This window comes from Streptomyces sp. NPDC029526, assembly GCF_040637405.1.
In the GTDB taxonomy this organism is placed as follows: domain Bacteria; phylum Actinomycetota; class Actinomycetes; order Streptomycetales; family Streptomycetaceae; genus Streptomyces.
Window position 1 is genome coordinate 175,815 of the sequence record NZ_JBEZWE010000005.1, and the last position, 21,685, is coordinate 197,499.

The 21,685-nt window shown below is 74.7% G+C and carries 18 protein-coding genes; 10 read left to right on the top strand and 8 right to left on the bottom strand.

Going from position 1 to position 21,685, the window contains the following annotated elements; genetic code table 11:
• Positions 1-93: 93 nt before the first annotated feature.
• Complete coding sequence (locus AB0F01_RS15410; protein ID WP_362094821.1) at positions 94-1,209, top strand: winged helix DNA-binding domain-containing protein; 1,116 nt, start codon at positions 94-96, stop codon at positions 1,207-1,209.
• Between the two features lie 128 nt (positions 1,210-1,337).
• On the opposite strand, the gene AB0F01_RS15415 is transcribed toward AB0F01_RS15410, so the two are convergent.
• From AB0F01_RS15415 to lysW, 8 genes are all read right to left on the bottom strand, one after another.
• Complete coding sequence (locus tag AB0F01_RS15415; protein ID WP_362094824.1) at positions 1,338-4,418, bottom strand: condensation domain-containing protein; 3,081 nt, start codon at positions 4,416-4,418, stop codon at positions 1,338-1,340.
• A gap of 59 nt (positions 4,419-4,477) precedes the next feature.
• Positions 4,478-7,876 carry an amino acid adenylation domain-containing protein gene (locus AB0F01_RS15420; RefSeq protein WP_362094826.1) on the bottom strand — a complete coding sequence of 1,133 codons (3,399 nt, stop codon included), beginning with the start codon at positions 7,874-7,876 and terminating at the stop codon, positions 4,478-4,480.
• 68 nt (positions 7,877-7,944) lie between these two features.
• Positions 7,945-8,769 carry an SDR family oxidoreductase gene (locus AB0F01_RS15425; RefSeq protein WP_362094828.1) on the bottom strand — a complete coding sequence of 275 codons (825 nt, stop codon included), beginning with the start codon at positions 8,767-8,769 and terminating at the stop codon, positions 7,945-7,947.
• A 61-nt stretch (positions 8,770-8,830) separates the two neighbouring features.
• On the bottom strand, positions 8,831-9,925 hold the full coding sequence (locus AB0F01_RS15430; protein ID WP_362094831.1) for a [LysW]-lysine hydrolase: 1,095 nt from the start codon (positions 9,923-9,925) through the stop codon (positions 8,831-8,833).
• A gap of 217 nt (positions 9,926-10,142) precedes the next feature.
• Positions 10,143-10,979: an acetylglutamate kinase gene (gene argB / locus AB0F01_RS15435; protein ID WP_362094834.1), complete on the bottom strand. Its 837-nt coding sequence runs from the start codon at positions 10,977-10,979 to the stop codon at positions 10,143-10,145.
• Between the two features lie 56 nt (positions 10,980-11,035).
• Positions 11,036-12,055 carry an N-acetyl-gamma-glutamyl-phosphate reductase gene (gene argC, locus AB0F01_RS15440; protein ID WP_362094837.1) on the bottom strand — a complete coding sequence of 340 codons (1,020 nt, stop codon included), beginning with the start codon at positions 12,053-12,055 and terminating at the stop codon, positions 11,036-11,038.
• Positions 12,052-13,032 (bottom strand): RimK family alpha-L-glutamate ligase, encoded by a 981-nt coding sequence (locus AB0F01_RS15445; RefSeq protein WP_362094840.1) that lies wholly within the window; start codon positions 13,030-13,032, stop codon positions 12,052-12,054. The genes argC and AB0F01_RS15445 overlap by 4 nt, the downstream gene beginning before the upstream one ends.
• On the bottom strand, positions 13,025-13,198 hold the full coding sequence (gene lysW / locus AB0F01_RS15450) for a lysine biosynthesis protein LysW (RefSeq protein WP_362094842.1): 174 nt from the start codon (positions 13,196-13,198) through the stop codon (positions 13,025-13,027). The genes AB0F01_RS15445 and lysW overlap by 8 nt, the downstream gene beginning before the upstream one ends.
• Before the next feature lie 159 nt (positions 13,199-13,357).
• Here lysW and AB0F01_RS15455 point away from each other — a divergent pair, with 159 nt between their 5' ends.
• The 9 genes from AB0F01_RS15455 (at position 13,358) to AB0F01_RS15495 (ending at position 21,674) form a co-directional block, all read left to right on the top strand.
• The gene (locus tag AB0F01_RS15455; protein ID WP_362094844.1) at positions 13,358-13,963 is read left to right on the top strand and encodes a hypothetical protein; all 606 of its coding nucleotides are present in this window, start codon (positions 13,358-13,360) and stop codon (positions 13,961-13,963) included.
• Entirely contained in the window at positions 13,960-15,042 is a 1,083-nt protein-coding gene (locus AB0F01_RS15460; RefSeq protein WP_362094847.1) for a BtrH N-terminal domain-containing protein, read from the top strand. Before AB0F01_RS15455 ends, AB0F01_RS15460 begins: the two co-directional genes overlap by 4 nt.
• Positions 15,043-15,104: 62 nt before the next feature.
• Positions 15,105-16,400 carry a DegT/DnrJ/EryC1/StrS family aminotransferase gene (locus AB0F01_RS15465; RefSeq protein ID WP_362094850.1) on the top strand — a complete coding sequence of 432 codons (1,296 nt, stop codon included), beginning with the start codon at positions 15,105-15,107 and terminating at the stop codon, positions 16,398-16,400.
• Positions 16,397-17,257: a transketolase gene (locus AB0F01_RS15470; RefSeq protein WP_362094853.1), complete on the top strand. Its 861-nt coding sequence runs from the start codon at positions 16,397-16,399 to the stop codon at positions 17,255-17,257. Before AB0F01_RS15465 ends, AB0F01_RS15470 begins: the two co-directional genes overlap by 4 nt.
• Positions 17,254-18,570 carry a transketolase C-terminal domain-containing protein gene (locus AB0F01_RS15475; RefSeq protein WP_362094856.1) on the top strand — a complete coding sequence of 439 codons (1,317 nt, stop codon included), beginning with the start codon at positions 17,254-17,256 and terminating at the stop codon, positions 18,568-18,570. The genes AB0F01_RS15470 and AB0F01_RS15475 overlap by 4 nt, the downstream gene beginning before the upstream one ends.
• A complete protein-coding gene (locus AB0F01_RS15480) occupies positions 18,567-18,827 on the top strand; it encodes an acyl carrier protein (protein ID WP_362094859.1) in 261 nt (86 codons plus the stop codon). The genes AB0F01_RS15475 and AB0F01_RS15480 overlap by 4 nt, the downstream gene beginning before the upstream one ends.
• A 35-nt stretch (positions 18,828-18,862) precedes the next feature.
• Entirely contained in the window at positions 18,863-20,161 is a 1,299-nt protein-coding gene (locus AB0F01_RS15485) for a cytochrome P450 (RefSeq protein WP_362094862.1), read from the top strand.
• Complete coding sequence (locus AB0F01_RS15490) at positions 20,158-20,940, top strand: alpha/beta fold hydrolase (RefSeq protein WP_362094865.1); 783 nt, start codon at positions 20,158-20,160, stop codon at positions 20,938-20,940. Before AB0F01_RS15485 ends, AB0F01_RS15490 begins: the two co-directional genes overlap by 4 nt.
• Positions 20,937-21,674, top strand: coding sequence for a sulfotransferase family protein (locus tag AB0F01_RS15495; RefSeq protein WP_362094868.1), 738 nt, complete (start codon positions 20,937-20,939; stop codon positions 21,672-21,674). Before AB0F01_RS15490 ends, AB0F01_RS15495 begins: the two co-directional genes overlap by 4 nt.
• Positions 21,675-21,685: the final 11 nt, after the last annotated feature.

Below are 21,685 nucleotides of genomic sequence, written 5' to 3' on the forward strand. Positions count from 1 at the left end.
CTTCAGCCGTTCTCCAGCGGAACGAGCGCGTCCCGGGACGCCGTTCGGGCACGATGGCGAGCGGTCCATGACCAAGTCGACGAGGAGCGCAACATGCACGTGACCCATGACCAGGTGCTCGCCTGGCGGCTGCGACAGCAGAGCCTGGCCCCGCGGGGGACGTCGTCCGTCGCCACCCTCGTGCGGGAACTGGCGGGCGTTCAGGCGCAGGTGGCCTCATCGGCGGAACTCGCCCTCGCCGTCCGGCAGCGGAAGCCGAAGGCCGACGCCGTCCAGCAGGCGCTCGACGCTCGCGAGGTCGTCAAGACCTGGGTCATGCGGGGCACGCTGCACCTCGTGGCGGTGGAACACGTGGCGGCCTACCTGTCGTTGATGGCGGCGGCCAAGACCTGGGAGAAGCCCGCCTGGCAGCGGACCTTCGGGGTCACGCCGGAGCAGATGACGGCCCTGGGCGAAGCCGTCGACGAGCTCCTCGCCGGCCGGTCCCTGACCCGTCAGGAACTCACCGAGGCACTGGTCGCCCAGAAGGAGTTCGCGTCCCTGGAGGGGCAGCTGACCTCCGGGTGGGGGACGGTGCTCAAGCCGCTGGCCTGGACGGGGAAGCTGTGTCACGGACCGAACCAGGGCAACCGCATCACCTTCGCCTCACCGCGCGACCGGGTGCCCGGCTGGTCCGGGACGATGGAGCCGGAGGAGGCGGCCCGCATCGTGATCCCCGCGTATCTCGGGGCGCACGGGCCGGCGACACCGGAAACCTTCGACGCCTGGCTCACGCGCAACGCGCACCGCAAGACCGCGGTCCGCGGCTGGTTCGCCTCGCTCGGTGAGGAGCTGGCGCAGGTGGAGGTGGACGGGACGGCGTGCTACCTGCGTGCCGAGGACGTGGACGCGCTGGCGGCCGCCGAGCCGTCCGAGGAGGTGCGGCTGCTGGCCGGGTTCGACCAGTACGTGCTGGGTCCGGGCACGGCCGACACGCGCCTCCTGCGGTCGGAGCGGCGCAAGGCGGTGAGCCGCACGTCCGGCTGGATCACGCCCGTGGTGGTGCACCGGGGGCGGGTCGCCGGGGTGTGGGAGGTCTCCGACGGGACCGTGGACGTGCAGCTGTTCTCCGAGAGCGCCGAGGTGCCGAAGGAGGCGCTGGAGGCGGAGGTCGCGCACCTGGAGACGTGCCACGGCCAGTCGTACACGATGTCGGTGCGGACCGTCTGACGCCCGTACCGGGTCCCACGGCGGCGGGAGGGAGCGGGATCGCCGCCTCCTCCCCCGCCGCCGTGCCGGGCCCCTGAGGCAGCCGGGCGCGGTGGCACCGGGCTTGCCCGTCGTACGGTTCTCGCCGGTCAGCGAGCCAGGGGCCGGCCCGGCAGGAAGGCCGACAGCGGGGTCGTGCCGCCGCCCTCGGCCGTCGCCTGCCGCAGCACCGTCAGGACGTCGTCGATGCGTGCGAGCCCCGTCTCCCGGGACCACAGGCCGGTGTTGAGTTCCAGGGCCACGCTCAGCCGGTCGGGCCGGGCCTGGCCGTGGAAGGACATCTCGTAGCGGGCGGTGCCGTGCGAGACGAGTTCGTACTCGACCGTGATGTCCGGCAGGTCCAGCGGCATCCACAGAGCGAGCTGGAGTTCGCAGGTGACCTGGAACAGGGGCTGGCGGTCGCCCGAGCGGACCGGCCGCAGGGCGTCCACGATGTCGGCGACCGGGAGCCGCTGGTGGTCGTAGGCGTCGAGGAGCCGTTCGCCGACGCGGCGCTGGAATTCGGCGAACGTCGGGTCCCCCGAGCAGTCGACGCGCAACGGGAGCACGTTGAGGAAGCACCCCATGAGCCGGTCGGCACCGGGCTGGGTGCGGTTCTCGCACGGGACGCCGATGACGATGTCGTTCTCGCCGCTGAGCCGGTGCAGCACGGTGAGGACGGCGGTGAGGAACACCGTGAAGACGGTGCTCTGCCGCTCCCTGGCCGCCTCGGACATGCGGGTGAGCAGATCGCCCGGTGCCCAGCCCTGGAGGAACTCACCCACCTGGCCGATGTCCGCCGTGCGCGGCCGGTCGGTGTCGAGGCGCAGTTCGCGGGCCCCGGTCAGCCGCCGCACCCAGTAGCGGCGCAGGCGTTCGCCCTCCGGTCCGGCGAGCATGGCGCGCTCGTCCGCGACGATGTCGGCGATGCCGGTGGTCAGGGGCGGCAGGCGGTGGGCGCGTCCTTCGGTGCGGGCCCGGTAGAACTCGGACAGCTCCCGCATGAACAGCGTCATCGACACCTCGTCGGTGACGAGGTGGTGGAACAGCAGGTGCAGTACGTGCTCCTCCTCGCCCAGCCGGACCAGGCGGACCTTCAGCAGGGGTCCGTTCTCCAGGTCGAGGGGGGTGTGGGCGGTCTCCTGGCGCAGCCTGGCGGCTTCCCGCGCGCGTTCCGTCCGGGAGGGCGTCCCGGACAGGTCGATCAGCGGGACGGGCACGTCCAGGTGCGGGACGATGCGCTGGCGGGGTTCGGCATCGACCTCGACGAAGGTGCTGCGCAGGGCCTCCTGCCGGGCGACGACGTCCGCGACCGCGCCCCGGAGGGCAGCCGTGTCGAGCGGGCCGTTCAGGGTGAGCAGCATCGGCACGGTGTGGGTGAGCGTCCCGGGGTTCTTCTGCTCGGCCAGCCAGATCTGGAGCTGTGAGGCGGCGAGCGGGACGAGCCGCTCGGCGGCGTCCCCGGCCGGTCCGGTCCCGGCCGTCCCCTCCGCGTCCACCGCGGGCTCGGTGTCGGCGAGGCTGCCGGTCAGCTGGGCGACGCTGCGGACCAGTTCGTCGATCTCGGGGTACATGCGCTGGATCTCGGCGGTGAGCAGCGCGGGCGTGGGGTTCTCGAAGAGGGTGCGCAGCGGCAGGCGCACCGCGAAGGTCTCCCCCAGCCGGCCGACGAGCTTCGCGGAGAGCATGGAGTGCCCGCCCATGACGAAGAAGTCGTCGTCGGGGCCGACGTCGGGCAGGCCCAGTTCCCGTGCCCAGACCTCGCGGACCAGGGAGAGCAGCACCGAGTCGGCCGACGGTGTCCGGGCGCCGCCCTCCTCCTCGGGCCGGGTGTCCTCGCCGACCGGCTCGACGGCGGTGACGGGGAGGGCGGACAGCGCGACGGCGGGGTCCTCGGCCCAGGCGCGGAGCACGGCCGCGTACTCGGTGAACAGCAGGCCGATCTCGTCCGCGGTGAACAGTTCGGTGTCGTATTCGACCCAGGCGCGCAGCCGTCCGGGACTCAGGTCGATCTCGGTGATGGTGTCGAGGCGGCCGCGGGTGCGGTCCACCTCGAAGGGCTCGGCGACCGCGGCCCCGAAGCGTGGTGTGGACACCGGGGAGAGACGGGGCAGGAAGAGGTGCTGCAGGAGGGCGTTGCGGCTGTCGGAGCGGCTGCCGCCGGGGAGCGCGGTCTCGACGATCCTGCCGAGACTGGTCCGTCCGTGGCCGGCGGCGGCGGACACGGCGCGGCCCGTGCGGCGGATCAGCTCCTCGAAGTCCGGGTCCGCGGAGGCGTCCAGGCGGACGGGGACGGTGTTGGCGAACTGGCCGACGACCTGTTCGAGTTCGGGCAGGTCCCGGCCCGGCACCATGGTGCCGAGGAGGAAGTCGTCGCGGCCGGTGCGGCGGGCGACGAGTCCGGCGAAGGCGGCGAGTGCCGTGACGTAGCCGGAGGTGCGCTGCCTCCGGGCGAGGGCGAGCAGCCGGTCGGCGAGATCGTCGCCGAGGTGGAACTCCACCCGGGTGCCGGTGGTGCCCTTCCGAGGGGGCCGCGGGCGGCCCGCCCCCAGGTCCAGGACGTCCGGCGCGTCCCGCAGGGTCTCCCGCCAGTGGGCCAGCTCCGCGGGCTCCGCCGCGTCGCGGGTGTCGCGCTCCCACACGGCGAAGTCGCCGAACTGCAGGGCGGGTTCGGGGACGGAGGAGATCCGGCCCGCGGTGAACGCCTCGTAGTCGCGGACGATCTCGTCGAGGACGAGGGCGGCGGAGGTGGCGTCGCACACCACGTGGTGACAGGCGAGGACGAACACCGACGTGCCCTCGTCGGCGTCGATGAGCAGGGCCCGCAGGAGCGGCCCCTCGGCGAGGTCCACGGCCCGCTCCACGAAGTCGGTGGCGGCGGCCCGCGTGGCCTCGTCCCGGTGTTCGGGCGGGATGCCGAGGACGCTGGCGAAGGTCAGGGGCGGCGTCTCGGGTGGGGGCAGGACCCTCATCACGGGAACGCCGTCCGGTGCGGGCACCACGGTGCGCAGGGCCTCGTGGCGTGCGACGGCGGCGAGCACCGCCCGCCCCAGGGCGGCACGGTCGACGGGGCCGGTCAGCCGCAGTCCGCCGGACTCGGTGTAGAGGGTGCGGCTCGTCTCCATGGTCTCGGCGAACCACAGTTGGGCCTGGACGGGTGTCAGGGGCAGCTGCTCGTCTTCGGGGCGCATCGCAGGGGGTTCTCCTCGGTCTGGGGTCGGTCGTCCGTGGTCCGCGGCGGGGCGGGGGCTCAGGCGTCGTCGAGGGCGGCGAGCATGGCGTCGATCTCGGCTTCGCTCATCCCGGCGAGGGCGGTCTCGCGGTCCGCTTCCATGGCGGCGCCCGCGTCGTGGGAGCCCGCGCCCGCGTCGATCTCGGTGGCCATCTCTCGCAGGCCGGGGTGCTGGAACATCCCGGCGATCGGCACTTCGCGGCCGAGCCGTTCGCGGATGCGGGAGACCAGCTGGACGACCATCAGGGAGTGGCCGCCGATCTGGAAGAAGTCGTCGTCCAGGCCCACCCGGGGGACGCCGAGGAGCTCCTGCCAGATGGCGGCGAGTGCCTTCTCGGTGTCGGTCTGCGGCGGCACGTGGGCCCGGGCCGCCGCGTCGGGGCCGGCTCCGGGCGCGGGCAGGGCCCGCCGGTCGACCTTGCCGTTGCGGGTGAGGGGGATGGCGTCCAGGGGCTCGTAGACGGTGGGGATCATCCACTCGGGCAGTCCGCGGCCGAGGGCCCGGCGCAGCTCGCGGCCGTTGACCTCGCTGCCGTCGGACGGGACGACGTAGGCGATCAGCCGCCGGCCGCCGGTGGTGTCGGCCCGGGTGACGACCACCGCGTCGACGATGCCGGGGAGCGCCAGCAGGGCCGAGCGGATCTCGCCCAGCTCGATCCGGTGGCCGCGGATCTTGACCTGGCCGTCGGCGCGTCCCAGGTAGCACAGGTCACCGCCGGGCGTGCGCCGGGCGAGGTCGCCGCTGCGGTACATCCGGGCGCCGGGTTCGGTGCCGAAGGGGTCGGGGAGCATCCGGTCGGCGGTGAGGCCGGGCCGGCCGAGGTAACCGACGGCGACGCCCGCTCCGCCGACGAAGATCTCCCCCGGGACGCCGGGCGGGACGGGGTTCAGGTCGTCGTCGAGGACGTACAGGGCGAGGTCGCGCAGGGGGTCGCCGATGACCGAGTCGGTCCCGGCCGCGTCGGCCGCCGTGACGCGCCGGTGGGTGACGTGGACGGTGGTCTCCGTGATGCCGTACATGTTGACGAGCGACGGCGCGCTGTCGCCGTACGCGGCGAACCAGTCGGCGAGGGCGGTCGGGTCGAGGGCCTCGCCGCCGAACACCACGTACCGCAGGGAGAGTTCCGGCCTGCGTTCCAGGACCATCCGGCTGAACTGGGAGAAGGAGGAGGGTGTCTGGTTGAGGACGGTGACGCCTTCGGCGGCGACGAGTGCGGCGAACTCGTCGGCGGCGCGGGTCACCCAGTGGGGCACGACGACGAGACGGCCGCCGTGCAGGAGGGCGCCCCACAGTTCCCACACCGAGAAGTCGAACGCGTGGGAGTGGAACATCGTCCAGACGTCGTCGGGGCCGACGTCGAAGTGTTCCTCGGCCGCGGTGAACAGGCGCAGCGCGTTGGCGTGGCTGACGACGACTCCCTTGGGCACGCCGGTGGAGCCGGAGGTGTAGATGATGTACGCCGGTGCGCCCGGGTCCGTCGCGCGGACGGCCACGGGGGTGTCGGGGAAGCCGGCGAGGGGGTCGCCGTCGTCGTCGAGCAGCAGGGCGGGCGGGGTGGAGTCCGGGTACCGGGCGGCCAGGTCGGAGGTGGTGACGACGGCCGCGCAGTGCGCGTCGGCGAACTGGGCGGCAGTCCGCTCGGGCGGGTTGTCGGCGTCGACGGGGACGTAGGCGGCGCCGGTCTTGAGCACGCCGAGGAGGGCGGCCGGCAGGTCGGCGCACCGGTCGAGGTGGACGCCGACGTTGCGGCCGGGGCCGGCGCCGAGGGCGCGCAGCGCGTGGGCGAAGCGGTTGGAGCGGCGGTCCAGGTCCGCGTAGGTGAGGTGTTCGTCCTCGAAGGTGACGGCGGTGCGGTCGGCGCAGCGGGCCGCGGTGGCGGTGAACCGGTCGTGGAGGGTGGTGCCGGCGCCGGACGGCGGGGCCGCGGGTGGGGCGAGGAGCCGGGCGCGTTCCCGGACGCCGAGGAGGTCGAGGTCGGCGACGGGGGTGTCGGGGCGCCGGACGGCGTCCTCGAGCAGGCGGTGCATGCGGTCGAAGAACGATCCGATGGTGCTGTCGTCGAACAGTTCGTCGTTGTAGGGGAGGTAGCCGGTGACGGTGCCGCCCTCGGCCCACAGCTCGGCCATCATGTCGTAGTGCGTCGCGCCGCCGCCGAGGTCGGCGTACTCGACGGTGGTGCCGGGGAACGCCGGCGGTGCGGGAGGGGCGTCGCGCAGGCTGAAGGAGGTCTGGAAGACGGGCGTGGTGCCGGGGGCGCGGCGGGTTCCGAGGGCCTGCACCAGCATCTCGAACGGCAGGTCCTGGTGGGCGAAGGCCTCGTTCGACGCCCGGGTGACCCGGTGCAGCAGTTCGCGGAACGAGGGCCGGTCGCCGAACCGGACGCGGATGGGCAGCCAGTTGAGGAAGTAGCCGATCATCGACTGCACTTCGGGGCGGCTGCGTCCGGCGACGGGGACGCCGACCACGATGTCGTCCTGGCGCACGTGCCGGGACAGGGCCGCGAAGTAGGCGGTGAGGAAGGCCTGGTGGAGGGTGGCGCCCTCGGCGGCGGCGAGGTCGCGCACGGAGCGGGTCAGGGCGGGGGCGAAGCGCACGGGGTGGAAGCGGCCCCGGGTGCGGCGCTCCGCGGTGCGGGGGCGGTCGACGGGCAGTTCGAGGAGTTCGGGGGCGTCGGCCAGGGTGTCCCGCCAGAAGTCCAGTTCGCGCCGCAGGTTCTCGCCGGTGAGGGTCTGCCGCTGCCAGTGCGCGAAGTCGGGGTAGTGGAGCGGCGGTGCGGCGGGGGCGGGGGTGCCGTCGCGCTCCGCGGCGTACAGGGCCCCGATCTCGTCGAGCAGGATGCCGAGGGACCAGTAGTCGGAGACGATGTGGTGCTGCACGATCAGCAGCAGCCACTCCTGGGCGGCGGTGCGGTGGAGACGGACGCGCAGGAGCGGGCCGCGTTCCAGGTCGAAGGGTTCCAGGACGGCGTCGGCGGCGCGCTGCTCCGCCAGCCGGCGGGCGTCGGGGCGGCCGGTCAGGTCGTCGACGGTCATCGGGACGTCGACCCGGTCGAGCACGGTCTGCACGGGGCCCCGCGCGGTCTCGGTGAACACGGTCCGCAGCGACTCGTGCCGCTGCACGGTGCGCCGCAGGGCGCGCCGCAGGGCGTCCGGGTCGAGCGGCCCGTGCAGCCGCAGGGCGGTCGGCACGTGGAAAACCTCGCGGAAGGGCACCAGCCGGTCCATGAACCACAGGCGTTCCTGCTCGTAGGACAGGGGCGGCTCGGTGACGTCGCCGGGCCGCCGTCCGATCCCCCGCTCCGGGCGTCCCGCGGCGGTCTCGGCGAGCATCCGCAGGGCGAGGTCGCGTCGTTGCGGATCGAGGGCGGCGAGGCGTCGCGCGACGTCGTCGTCCAGGGGCAGGGCCAGGTCGGTCATGGCGGGCTCCATCGGGTGAACCGGTCTTCGAGGTGGGGCGGGACGGCGGGCGGGGCGCGTCCCGGCGGTCAGCGGGCGGTGAAGCCGCCGTCGACGACGAGGCAGGTGCCGGTGACGCCGCCGGCGCTGTCGGCGGCGAGCCAGAGGACGGCTTCGGAGACCTCGCGAGCGGTGACCAGCCGGCGCAGTGCGTGGTAGGAGGCGGAACTGCGTTCGTAGTCCTCCAGGGAGCTGCCGATGGAGGCCGCGACGGCCGTGGTGCTCTCCGTGCGCAGCGCCGGATCGGCCTCGACGGTGGTCGGGCAGACGGCGTTGACGCGGATGCCGAGCCGGCCGTACTCCAGGGCGAGGGCCTTCGTCAGGCCGACGACGGCGTGCTTGGAGGCGACGTAGCTGGAGAACATCTCGAAGCCGACGAGCCCTCCGGTGGAGGCGGTGTTGACGATGACGCCGCTGCGCCGCGCCGCCATGTGCGGGAGCACCGCGCGGGCGCAGCGCCAGGTGCCGTTGAGGTTGACGTCGATGACGAGCTGCCAGTCCTCCTCGGACAGTTCGTGCGACATGACGCCGCCGGGGGCGAGCAGTCCGGCGTTGTTGACGAGGACGTCGACGGCGCCGAACTCCTCGATCCCGGCGGCCGCCGCCGCGTCGACCTGGGCCTGGTCCCGGACGTCGGCGACCGCGGTGACCACGCGGCTGCCGAGACGGCGGCAGTCCCGTGCGGTCTCCTCCAGGAGCTTGCGGCCCGGCATCGCGTACGGCCCGCCGTCCTCCCGGCCGAGGTCGACGAGCACCAGGTCCGCGCCCTCCTCGGCGAACAGCAGGGCGTGCGAGCGGCCCAGGGCACGGGCCGCACCGGTGATCATGACGGTCTTGTTGTCGGCTCGCCCCATGGTGACGCGCTCCTTCGCATGTGATCCGCCCGCGCGGGTGCCCGCGAGGCCTGGGTGTCGGCTAGACGTGCGTGAGGGTGGCGGCCGGTGCGCGGCGCAGCACGCCGGCCAGGTCGGTCAGTGCCCGGGTCAGGACGTCGACGGACCGGTGGAGGTCCCCGAGGTCGATGTGTTCGTCGTCGGTGTGGTCGAGGTGGGCGTCGCCGGGGCCGTAGGCGACCATCGGGACGGGCCACCGGTGGTCGACGACGTTCATGTCCGAGGTGCCGGCCTTCAGGCGCAGGACCGGGTGTCCGCCGTGCTGCCTGATGGCCTTGCGCAGGGCGCGGGCCACCGGGTCGGAGACGTCGCGGCGCACGGCGGGCACGCGTTCGTCCAGGCGTGCCGCGGCGTGCACGGCCGTGTCGTGGACGAACCGCTGGAAGTCGTCGAAGTCGAATCCGGCCGGGACCCGGCAGGTGATGGACGCGGTGGCGTCCCGGATGTCGCCGTCGAGCCGCACCAGGGTGGCGGCGGCCGCGCCGAAGGACACGCCCTCGTGCGTGCCGGAGACCCGCCGCATGTAGGCGTCGACTCCGCGCCAGAACGCGGCGGCCGCCTCGACGGCGGTCTCCTCGGGGCTGGAGGTGTGCATGGGCGGGCGGCTGACCTCGTACTCGACGCCGACCCGGCCCTTGTAGCCGAGGCAGACCCCGTCCCAGCCGCTGGGCTCGCCGATGACGACGGCGTCCGGCGCGGGCAGGGTGCGCAGCAGGTGCCGGGCGCCCCGTGAGCCGGGCACCTCCTCACCGACAGCGCCCGCCACGACGATCCGCAGCCCCGGCCGGGCGGCCGCGGCGCGGACGGCGGCGCAGGTCATGGCGGCGAGCGGGCCCTTGGCGTCGACGGTGCCGCGGCCGTAGAGCAGATCGCCGACCTGGCAGACCGCGATGTCGCCGGGGACGGTGTCGATGTGGCCCAGGAGCAGCACGGTGGGCCCGTCGGGCGGGCCGATCTCCCCGACGGCGTTGCCCACGGCGTCCACCCCGGCGCGCATGCCGAACCGTTCCATCTGTCCGGCGAGGTACGCGGAGGCCCGTTCCTCCCGTCCGGAGACGGAGGGGATCCCCACGAGTCCGCGCAGGAGCCGCGTCGGACAGATGTCGCCGCCGCTCACCCGGTCCCCCTCCCCGCACGCGCTGCCGGGCTCCGGCCCGTGGCCCCGGGGCCGGCCGGCGGGAGGGGCCCGCGCGGCGGCACGCGGCCCGGTACGCGGGTGCCGGACGCCGGTCCGGCGGCCGGGGCCGGGCCGGGGCGGGTGCGTCCCACGCGGACGGCGTGCGGGACGGTGCGGTCCGCGCCGCGGACGACGCGGCCTGGACGCTCGCGGGTGTTCACGCGGGTCTCCGGTGCGTCGTGGCGGTCAGGTGCAGTCGGGTGCCCGAGCGGGCCTGCAGCGCCGCGCGGACGGGGGCGGGGCCGTGACCGGGGGCGATGGCCACCAGCTCCACCCCGCCGGCCAGCGCGTCCGCCGCGGAGCGCAGTTTGTGACGCATCCGGCCGCGTACGGACGGCGGAAGCGGTGCGGCCGGGCCCACGTCCAGGTCGGGGAGCAGGGTGTCGGGGCGGCCGGGGTCGCCGAGGACTCCCGGGGCGCGGGTGAGCAGCACGAGGGCGGTGGCCTCCAGCGCGCGGGCGACGGCGGCCGCGGCGCGGTCGGCGTCGACGTTGAGCAGCATGCCGTCCTCGGCCGCGGCGGGCGGCGACAGCACGGGCAGGTGCCCCGCGGCGAGCAGGGCGCGCAGCAGGGCCGGGTCCACGCGGTCGACCCGGCCGCTGAGGTCGTCGCGGACGATCCGTACCCGGCCGCCGCCGTCGTCCACGCGCAGCGCCGTCTTGCGGACCGCGGTCAGCGTGCCGCCGTCCGCGCCGGACAGCCCGGTGGCGGCGATGCCGCGCCGGCGCAGCCCGCTCAGCAGGGCGGGCTTGACCCGTCCGAGCAGGGCCATGGTCAGCGTGTCGAGCGCCGCCGGGTCGGTGCGCCGGGCGCTGGTGCCGTCGGCCGACCGCAGGTGTTCCACGGTGCGGCCCAGCTGGCCGCTCAGCCGGTCGGCCTCCGCTCCGCCGCCGTGGACGAGCACGACCCGGGTGCCCTGCGCGGTGAGTGCGGCGATGTCGTCGAGGACGGCGTCCCGGTCGGTGCCGCTGCCCAGTTTCACGACGAGTGTCATCCTGTCCTCCCTTCACGTCGGGCGGGCCGTCCCGGGTGGCCGGCCCCCGGGCCGGTTCACAGCGGGTGCAGGCCGGGGAAGTCCAGCCCCGACCGCTCCGGCAGGCCGGTGGCGATGTTCGCGCTCTGCACGGCTCCGCCCGCCGCGCCCTTGACGAGGTTGTCGAGTGCCGCGACCGCGACGATCCGGTCGTCGTCGAGGTCGAAGCCGATGTCGCAGTGGTTGGAGCCGAGCAGCACCCGTGGTTCCGGCAGCCGGTGCAGTCCCTGGCGCTGTGCGACGAGCCGCACGAACGGCTCGCCGGCGTACGCCTTGCGGTAGGCGGACCAGACCTCGGCCCGGGTGACGGTGCGGCCGGGACGGACCTGGGCGACGACCTGGACGCCGCGCACGGCGGGTACGGCCGTGACGGTCATCCGGGCCCGTACGCCGGTGTGCTGGGTGATCTCCGGTTCGTGCCGGTGGCCGACCGGCCCGTACACCCGCAGGGCGGAGGCCCGTTCGGGGTGGTGTCCGGCGGCGCCGGGGGTGTGCCCGGAGCCGCTGGAGCCGGTACGGGCGTCGACCAGGACGTCCCCGTCCACGAGTGCGGCGTCCGCGAGGGGGCGCAGGGCGAGGACGGCCGCCGTCGCCATGCAGCCGGGCACCGCGATCCGGTCCGCGGTGCGCAGCCGGTCCCGGTAGACCTCGGGCAGGCCGGGGACGAAGGCGGTGGCGTCCGCGGCCCGGGCGGCGGAGCCCGCGCCGTAGTGCCGCTCGGCGGCCTCGGGGTCGTGGAGCCGGAAGTCGGGGCTGAGGTCGACCAGGAGTCCGGCCGTGCCGCGCAGTTCGTCGAGCCGGGCGGTGAACTCCCCGCGCGGCAGGGCGCTGAACAGGACGTCCACGCGCTCCAGGCGGGCCGGATCGGTGAAGGACGGCCCGTGCGCGCCGCGGAGGTTGGGGTGGGCGGTGTGCAGGGGCCGGCCGGTGTGGCTCCGGGACGTCGCCTGCACCAGGTCGAAGACGGGGTGGCCGAGCAGGAGCCGGGCCAGTTCGCCTCCGACGTAGCCGGCGCCTCCCAGGATGCTGGCTCTCATGGCTGGTCGCCCTCCTGACGCGGTGCGGGTCCGGTCGCGGGGGCGGCGCTGTGCGCCTGCTCGCCGGGAGGGCCCCCGGCCGGCAGTGCCCCGCTCAGCACGTGGTCGGCGAAGGCCCCGGCGATGGCACGGGCGGTGGACTCGTCGCCGACCGCCGCGCCCCGGAACTCGACGCCGCTGTTGACCTCGTTGACGAGCAGCCGCCCGTCGTCGCTCTCCAGCAGGTCGACCCCGAGCAGACCGCCGCCGACGGCCTTGGCGGCCCGCAGCGCGAGATCCTCGATCTCGGGGGTGAGCGGGCAACGGCTGGTGCGGGCGCCCCGTGAGACGTTGCCGATCCAGTGCTCCCCCGTCCGGTGGACGGCCGCCACGGCGCGGTCGCCGGCGACGACGACCCGGATGTCCCGTTGCGGGGTGCGGACGAACTCCTGGGCGTAGACGAGCTGTTGCTGCGGCGAGGGCAGTGTCTCCTTGAGGGCGAGCACGGCCTCGGCGGCGTCGATGTCGTTGATCTTGCACAGTCCCCGGCCCCAGGAGCCGTTGACGGGCTTGACCACCGCGGGCAGTCCGACCCGGCGCAGCGCCTCCCCGCCGGCGGCCGGGGTGAGGGCCACGGCCGTGTCGGGGACGGGCAGTCCCGCGCGGTGCAGGACCAGGGTGCTGTGGATCTTGTTGTCGCAGACGGCCACGGTGGACGCCGAGTTGGTCACCGGAATGCCCAGGGCCTCGTACAGACGGCTCACTTCGAGGCGCCGGGTGCCGGCGAGGGAGCGGTTGCACACCGCCCGCCAGGCGGGCGCCGGGTCGCCGATCCGGTGGCAGAGCGTCCGGTCGTCGATCACGACGACCGCCGCGCCGCGCCTGCGGAACGCTTCGAGCAGGAGCTTCTCCTCGAAACGCACCCGGGAGGCGATCAGCGCGACGGGCCCGCCGTCGCCGGTACCGGGCTCCGCCCCGGTCCGGGTCGGGTCACTCACCCCAGTCCTCTTCGATCTCGGGGGCCAGCGCGAGGGTGACCGGCCCCACCGCGACGACCTCCAGCTCCGCGGCGCAGCCGGTGCACACGACGATCTCGGTGACCTCGGTGTCCGCGGCCAGGCCGACCTCCGCGCCGCAGTCCGGGCAGGCGGCTCGTTCGGTCATGGTGTCCAGAGTCATCACTCACTCCACATCGATTCATGAAGCATCTTGCCCGATCCGGGCGATTGACTCCATCTAAAAGCTACAGACTCTTCAAAGTCAAGCGAGACTCTATGTAGAGTTCAGGGGTCAGTATCACTCTGTGCGTGGAGGGGGACCGAAGTGACGCTTCAAGTCATCGAACCGGCCGACGCGAGAAGCAGGGAGGCGAAGGAGCACATACAACTGCCGCTGCGGCTCACCGACCTGTTCAACAACGTCGCCTTCACCGGTCCCGACACCCTGGGCAACGGCCGGCTCAACGTGTGGGGCAACAGCCTGCCCATCGGCACCCTGCCGACCGGCCGGATCCGGGTCTCCGGTGTCGAGTTCGACGTCTGCGCGCCCGACGGCGTCGCGCCCGACAACGTGCGCTGCACCGGCCAGCTCGTCCACCTTCCGGACGGCACCGCCGCCGACTGGCTGCACCTGCTGATCACCTCCGAGCGGCGCTGCGAGGAGACCGTCCACCTGCACTACGCCTCCGGGGCCGTGGACCCCGAGTGGATCCGGGTGTCGGACTTCTGGCCGGCCACCGGGCACTTCGGCGAGGTGCTCGCGGCCCGCTCGGCCGGCATGCACTACCCGCACCACATCCAGCCCGACCTCGGAGGTCAGGTCTGGTCGGTGCGCGTCCCGGCCGTACGCCGGGAACCACTGCGCAGCGTGCGGCTGCCCGACAACGCCGCCCTGCACCTCTTCGCCATGACCGTGGAGGGAGTCCGATGACCGTCCTGGAGAGTGCGGGCCCCGTCGCGGGAGGCGCCCCGGGCCCCGTCAGCACCACCCCCACCGGGCCGTACACGGGCGCGGTGCCGGTGACCTCCTCCCCCGCCTGGTACGACGACCTCTGCAGCTGCCTCCAGGTCGACCTGATGCACGTGCTGCGGCTCGGCGGCTGGGACCCGCTGCAGGCCCTGGGCACCGGATGGCGGCTGCGGGAAGTGCCCGAGGAGTGCGAGCCCGTCGAGTTCTTCCACCCCGCCGGAGAGGACCTGGCCTCCTCCTTCGGCCTCTACCACCCGCTGACCCTGCGCTGGCACCGGCCCGCCGACGACGCCGAGGCCCACGACCAGGTGGCCGCCGCGCTCGCCGACGGCGTCGTCCCCATCGTCTCGGTCGACAACTACCATCTGCCGTTCCGCCCGGCCTACCACGACGTGCACGCCGGACACCTCCTGATGGTGACCGGCTACGACGCGGACACCCGCACCTACCGGGTGCTCGACCCGATGCCGCCCGCCTACCGCGGGCCGCTGCCCCGCGAGGTCCTGGAACGCAGCCGCTCGTCCGCCAACCCGGACGACGGCAGCGACCCCTTCTTCGCCGGGTCGGGGCCCGCCAGGCGCTGGCTAGAGGTCCGCACGGAAGGACCGCAGCCGGAGCCGACCTGGTCCTGGGTGCGGAGCGCGCTGGAGACCAACGTCCGTTCCCTGCGCGGCGCGGAGGGCGACGGCCTGCCCGCCCTCGCCGCCTACTTCGACGCCCTGCCCGGCGCCGTCGCCGCCGAGGGGGCGGGCCCGTTGCTGCGGACCTACCGCGTCGGCTGGCCCGCGCAGGCCGAGGCCGGGCTGCACGCCCGGTTCCTCGCCGCGACCGCCCGGCGGCTGGGCCGCTTCCGCCTCGCCGAGGCGGGCCGTGCCGTCGATCTGGTCTCCCACGCCTGGACCGGCGTCCGGATCAGCGCGGCGCACGGCGAGGAGAACCCCCGCGAGGCGGTCCGCCAGGTCACCGAACACGCCCACGCCCTGCTGCGCGGTTACGAGGCCTCGCTGCAGGCGGTCGAGTCCGCGCTGGACCGGCCGTGACCGCCGCACGCCCGACGCACACCCCCATGACCGAGGGAACCGAGAGAGGCGGACCGACAGGCATGACGGAGCGACCGCACCAGCTCGCGATGCTCGGCGGACCCCGCGCGGTCCCGCCGGAGACCGCGGCCCCCCGGTGGCCGGTGGTCACCCGGGACGACGAAGAGGCCGTGGGCCGGGTTCTGCGCGGCGGACGGCTCACCGCCACGGCCGAGGGCGAGGAGGAGGTGCCGGGCCTGGAACGGGAGTGGGCCGCCTACACCGGCACCGCGCACTGCGCGGCCGTCGGCTCCGGCACCGCGGCGCTCCAGCTGGCCCTCGCCGCGATCGGCGTGGGCCCCGGCGACGAGGTGGTGGTGCCCGCCGTCTCGATGAACGCCACCGCCCTGGCCGTGGTCCAGCAGGGAGCCCGGCCGGTCTTCGCGGACATCGACCCGCGGACGTACACCATGGACCCGGACGCCGTGCGCGCCGTGGCGGGTCCGCGCACCCGGGCGCTGCTCCCGGTCCACCTGCACGGGCTGCCCGCCGACATGGACGCCCTGCGGACGGTCGCCGCGGGACTCGGCGCCGCGGTCGTGGAGGACGCCGCCCAGTCGCACGGAGCCGTCCACCGGGGCCGGCGCACCGGCTCGCTGGGCACCGTGGGCTGCTTCAGTCTGCACCCCAGCAAGAACCTGCCCACCTGCGGCGAGGGCGGCCTGCTCACCACCGACGACCCGGAGCTGCACGAACGCGTCCTGCGGCTGCGGCAGTTCGGTGAGGACCCGCGTCCTGGGCGCACCCGCAGCTACGTGTCCCACGTCGCCGGATGGAACCACCGCATCGGGCCGGTGGAGGCGGCGTTCGCGCGCAGTCAGCTCACCCGTCTCGACGAGTACGGCCGCCTCCGGACGCCCGGGATCCTGGCCTTCCTCGACCGGCTCGCCCGGCTGCCCGGCCTGCGGGTACCGACGGTGCCCGAGGGCTCGGTCCACGTCTGGCACATTCTGCGGTTCCGGCTGGAGCCGCGGGTGCTGGGGCTGGCGGACGGGGACGCGGCGGACCTGCGCCGCGCCCTGCACCGGGCGCTGCGCGCCGAGGGCGTACCGGTGTCGCGCTACCAGGAGGAGCCGCTGCCGGCGCACCCCGCGTTCGCCCCGTACGTCCCGGCCGGCGCACGGTTCCCCGTGGCCCGCGCCGTGCTCACGGACTCGCTGTGCCTGCAGCGGCGCCACCTCGACCCCGGCTCCGGCCCGGTGCTCGCGGCGTACGCCGACGGCTTCGAGAAGGTCTGGCAGCACCTGGGGCTGATCCGCCGGATGGTGCGCTCCGCCTCCCCGGCCGCTCGCGGCAGGCGGGAGGTGAGCACCGCATGACCTCCCCCACCGCCACCGGGCACCCGCCGGCCCCCGCGGAAGCGCCGGACAGGGCCGCGCGCCGGGTCACCGAGGAGGCCGCGCTGCGCATCCGCCGCGGCATCGTCGGCATGGCCGCCGGCCGCCAGGGCGCCCACCTCGGGGGCAGCCTGTCCTGCGCGGACATCCTGGCCGTCCTCTACTTCGACGTGCTCGACCTGCCCGGGGACTCCTTCGTGCTGAGCAAGGGCCACGCGGCACCGGCCCTGTACGCGGCGCTCGCCGCCCGCGGACTGCTCGACGCGGCCGAACTGGACGGGTACGCCTCGCCCGGCAGCCGGCTGTTCGGGCACCCGTCCCGCGGCCTGCCCGGTGTGGAGTTCGCGACCGGCTCGCTCGGACACGGTCTGGCACTCGGCTGCGGTCTGGCGCTCGCCGGGCAGCTGCGGCGCGACACCGGGGAACGGGTCTTCGTCCTGATGGGGGACGGGGAGCTGCAGGAGGGCTCCGTGTGGGAGTCCCTGATGTTCGCCGGCCACCGCCGGCTGTCCCGCCTCACCGCGATCGTCGACCGCAACGGCCTGCAGCAGGCCGCGGCGACGGAGGGGTCGGTGTCCCTGGAGCCGCTCGGGGACCGGCTGCGGTCGTTCGGCTGGGAGGTCCGGGAGACCGACGGCCACGACCACACCGCACTGCGCACCGCACTCGCCACCCCCTCCGGGAGCGGACGGCCGGTCGCCGTGGTCGCCCGCACCGTCAAGGGACGCGGCATCCCGTTCCTGGAGCGCCGGGTGGCGAGTCACTACGTGACGCTGAGCCCGGCACTGCACCGGCGGGCGCTCGCCGCGCTGCGCGCAGCGGGGCAGGTGGCCCGGTGACCGCCCCGGCCACCGGCCCGTCCACGCCCGCCGGGCCGCGGCCGGCGCCCTCCGGTCCCCGGGAGGTGTACCGGGAGGCCCTGACGGCCCTCGCCGCCCACGACGAGCGCGTGCTCTGCCTCGACTCCGACCTGGGCGGCCTGGACACCTCCTTCGGCAGCCGGTTCCCCGAGCGCTACGTCAGCACCGGCATCGCCGAGGCGAACCTGTTCACCGTGTCGGCGGGACTCGCCGCCCGCGGACTGCGCCCGTACGCCCACACCATGGCCACGTTCGCCGCGACCCGGGCGGCCGAGCAGCTGAAGCTCGACATCGTCGGCACCGGCCTGCCGGTCCGCGTGGTGGCCACCCACGCCGGCCTGTCCGCGGCGCACTTCGGCAGCACGCACTACTGCCTGGAGGACCTCGCCGTCACCCGGGCGCTGCACGGGCTGACCGTCGTCGTGCCCGCCGACGTCCGGGAGATCGGCCCCGCCCTGGCGGCACTGCACGAGCTGGACGGGCCCTCCTACCTCCGGCTGGGACGGTCGGCGACCCCTGCCGTCCACGGCGGGCCGGTCCCGCCGTTCCGGATCGGCGAGGCCGTGACCCTGCGGGCCGGTGACGACGTCACGCTGGTGGCGTGCGGCCCGCTCCCCGTGCACTTCGCGCTGACCGCCGCCGACCGGCTCGCCGGGGACGGGGTGACGGCCCGGGTGCTGCAGGTCCACACCCTGGCCCCGTTCGACGAGGCGGCGGTCGCGGCGGCGGCCGCCGGGACCGCCGCGCTCGTCACGGTGGAGGAGCACCGGCCGCAGGGCGGTCTCGGGGACGCCGTCACGCACGTCGTCGCCGCCCACGCCCCCCGGCCCGTCCTGCGGGTCGCGGTGACGGGCCCGCTGCCCGGGCTCGTCGACGACCACGCGGGGCTGCTCGCCGGCACCGGGGTGAGCGCGCAGGCCGTCCACGACGCCGCGCTGCGGGCGCTGGCCCTCGCCCCGCCCGCCGACGGCCGCCGGCCCGCCGGCCGTCCGGTGCGGCCCCGGCCCGCCGGAGGGGCCCCCGGGGCGCCCGCACCGCACCGGCCCGGCCCTCCCCCGGCCCCGCGACCGGAGCCGGCAGCCGGCCGGGCCTCCGACGCGGACCCGGTCCCGCGTCCGGTCCGCCCGCACCCCCGCCCGAACCCGTGCGGTGAGCCGTACGGGACGCCCTACCGCGGGACGCCGGGTTCTCCGGCGCCCGGGCGTCGCGCACAGCCGTCCGCAGCCCCGGACCGTACCCGTCCGGCCACACCGATCACGTCCGCAACCCCCTCGGAAAGCAGGCCCTCATGAGCACGCAGACCACGTCCGCCGGCCCGGCGTCGCAGGACTACGTCGCCGCCCTGTTCGCCCGGCTGCTCGGCGTCGGCACCCCCAGGCCCGACGACGACTTCTTCGTCCTCGGCGGGACCTCGCTGTCGGCGATGGACCTGATCGCCCTGATCGAGCAGGAGCGCGGAGTGCGGCTGCCCGTCCGCGACTTCTACCGCGGCACGTCCGTCGCCGAACTCGCCGCCACCCTCGATCAGCTGTCCGACACCTCGGCCTGACCCGGCCGCCCGGCCCTTCCCGGAGGAGACAAGCAATGCGCCTTTCGACACCGCCGTTCGCCCCGGCGGACACCGATGTGACGGACGTGGACTTCCTCGCCTCGACGTACTACACCGAGGGCGACCCGCACGCGCTGTGGACCCACCTGCGGGCCCACGACCCGGTCCACCACTTCACGCCCTCCGACGGCCGGGAGCCCTTCTGGGTCGTCACCCGGCACGCGGACGTCAGCCGGGTGCTCAAGGACCACACGGTCTTCTCCTCCCGGCGCGGGACCATGCTCTGCATCATCGACCTGTCCATGCCGGACATCGCCTCCGACCAGATGATGCCGGACACCGACCCGCCCCGGCACGGCCAGCTGCGCGACCCGCTCAACCGTGTGATGACGCCCCGTGCCGTCGCCGCCCAGGAGGACTCGATCCGCGGCATCGTCCGCGAGATGCTCGAACCCGCCCTGGACGGTGAGGTGTTCGACCTGGCGCAGGCCGCGCTGATGTTCCCCATGGCGTTCACCGGTTCCATGATGGGCCTGCCCCGCGAGACCTGGGACCGCATGTCGAGGCTGACCACGATGACCATCGCCTACGACGACCCCGACTACATGGAGAAGGCTCCCAAGCCCACCCTGCGCCAGGCGCACCACGAGCTGTTCTCCTTCTTCAGCGACGAGATCGCCCGCCGGGACCGCACGGACCCCGGCGACGACCTGATCGGCATCCTGCTGCGGATGAACCTGGAGGGCGAGCCGCTGACCGAGCGGCAGATCATGCTCAACTGCTACAGCCTGCTCCTCGGGGCCAACGTGACCACGCCCCACGTGGTCTCCACCACCGCCCTGGCCATGGCCCAGCACCCGGAGCAGTTCCGGGCGCTGCAGCAGAACCCGCAGCTGCGCGGCACCGCCCTGGAGGAGCTGCTGCGCTGGTCCTCGCCCGCCAGCCACTTCATGCGGTACGCCACGGCCGACGTGGAACTGGGCGGGCGGACGATCCGGGCGGGCGACCCGGTCAGCGTCTGGCTGGGCTCGGCCAACCGTGACGAGCGTGTCTTCAAGGACCCGTTCACCTTCGACATCGCCCGCCGGCCCAACCGGCACATCGCGTTCGGGGTCGGGCCGCACTACTGCATCGGTTCCGGCCTCGCCCGCCTCGCCCTGCGGGTGTTCCTCGACGAGCTGGCCGAGCGGGTCGAATCGGTCGAGACGGCCGGCGAGCCGGTGCACCTGGCGTCGAACTTCGTGGCCGGCTTCAAGCACCTGCCGGTACGGCTGACGCCCCGCGCCCGGACGGCTCCGGCACGCTCCCGCGCCGCGGCGGGGGCGATCGCATGAGCGTCACGGTCCCGTCCCCCACGTCCGCGAGCTGGCTGGAGCGCAGGCACCGGGCGGCCGGTGCCCCGCCCCGGGTGGCGCTGTACTGCTTCCCGTTCGCAGGGGGCTCCGCCGCGTACTACCACGCCTGGGCCGAGGAGTTCCGGTCCGACGTGGAACTGGTGCCCGTGCAACTGCCGGGCCGGGGGACCCTGATGGCCGAGAAGCCGGTGCCGAGCATGGCCGTGGCCGCCGACCTGGCGGCGGCGGCCATCGCCCGCTCGCCCGTGCCGGCCGCCCTGTTCGGCCACAGCATGGGTGCCGTGCTGGCCTTCGAGACGGCGCGGCGGCTGGAGCGCCGCGGGCATCCCGTGCAGCACCTGTTCGTGTCCGGGAGGCCGTGCCCGACCGTGGTGCGTCCGCCGTCGCGGGTGAGCGACCTGCCGCGCGAGCGGTTCGTGGACATGCTGCGGGACTACGGGGCGGCGCCGGAGGAAGTGCTGTGCCACGACGAACTCCTGGACGTGCTGCTGCCGATGATCCGCGCGGACTTCCACCTCATCGAGAACTACCGGTACGAGCCGGAGATCGGTTCGCCGCCCCCGCTGACCTGCCCGGTGTCGGCCTGGTGCGGAGACCGGGACCCGGAGGTGCCGCCGGAGCTGATGGCGCGGTGGGGACGTGAGACGTCGGGCCCGTTCGCGCTGGAGGTGCTCTCCGGCGGTCACTTCTTCCTCACCGAGCACCGGACGCGGATCGTGTCCGCCGTGCACGAGCTGCTGCGGGGGGCGGGCCGGTGAACGGCCGCGACGGCGACGGCCGGCTGGTCGTCCTGTGGAGCGCGCCGCGCTGCCGGTCCACCGTGTTCTCGCGCAGCATCGCCGAGCGCGGTGACTTCCTCGTCCTGCACGAGCCGTTCTCGCACCTGGCGGACTTCGGCCGGGAGGAGATCGAGGGCGTGGTGTGCCGGACGGAGGCGGAGGTGATCGCGCGGCTGCTCGCGCTGGGCCGGGAGCGCCGGGTGTTCGTCAAGGACACCACCGACTTCCGCTTCCCGGGCGTGCTGGCGGACACCCGGTTCCTGACGGAGGCGCGGCACACCTTCATCGTGCGCGACCCCCGGGAGGCGATCGCCTCCCACTACGGGCTCAACCCCGGGCTCGGACGGGACGAGATCGGCTTCGCGTGGCTCCGCGAGATCCACGACCGGGTCGTCGCGGTGACGGGCACCGAGCCGGCCGTCGTCGACGCGGCGGACCTGGTCGCCGCGCCGGCGGACACGCTGCGGGCGTACTGCGCGGCGATCGGTGTCCCGTTCCTGGAGCACGCCCTGGCGTGGCGCCCGGGCGGTCTGCCCAGCTGGCGCAAGACCGCCCGCTGGCACCGCGACGCGAGCGCCAGCGGCACGATCAGTCCCGCCGTCACCAGCCGCCCGGCGCTGGACGTCCCGCGCCATCCGGTGCTCGGCCCGTTCTACCTGCACCACCTCCCGCACTACGAGCACCTGTGGCAGCGGCGGCTGCGCGTCACCTGACGGCACGCCAC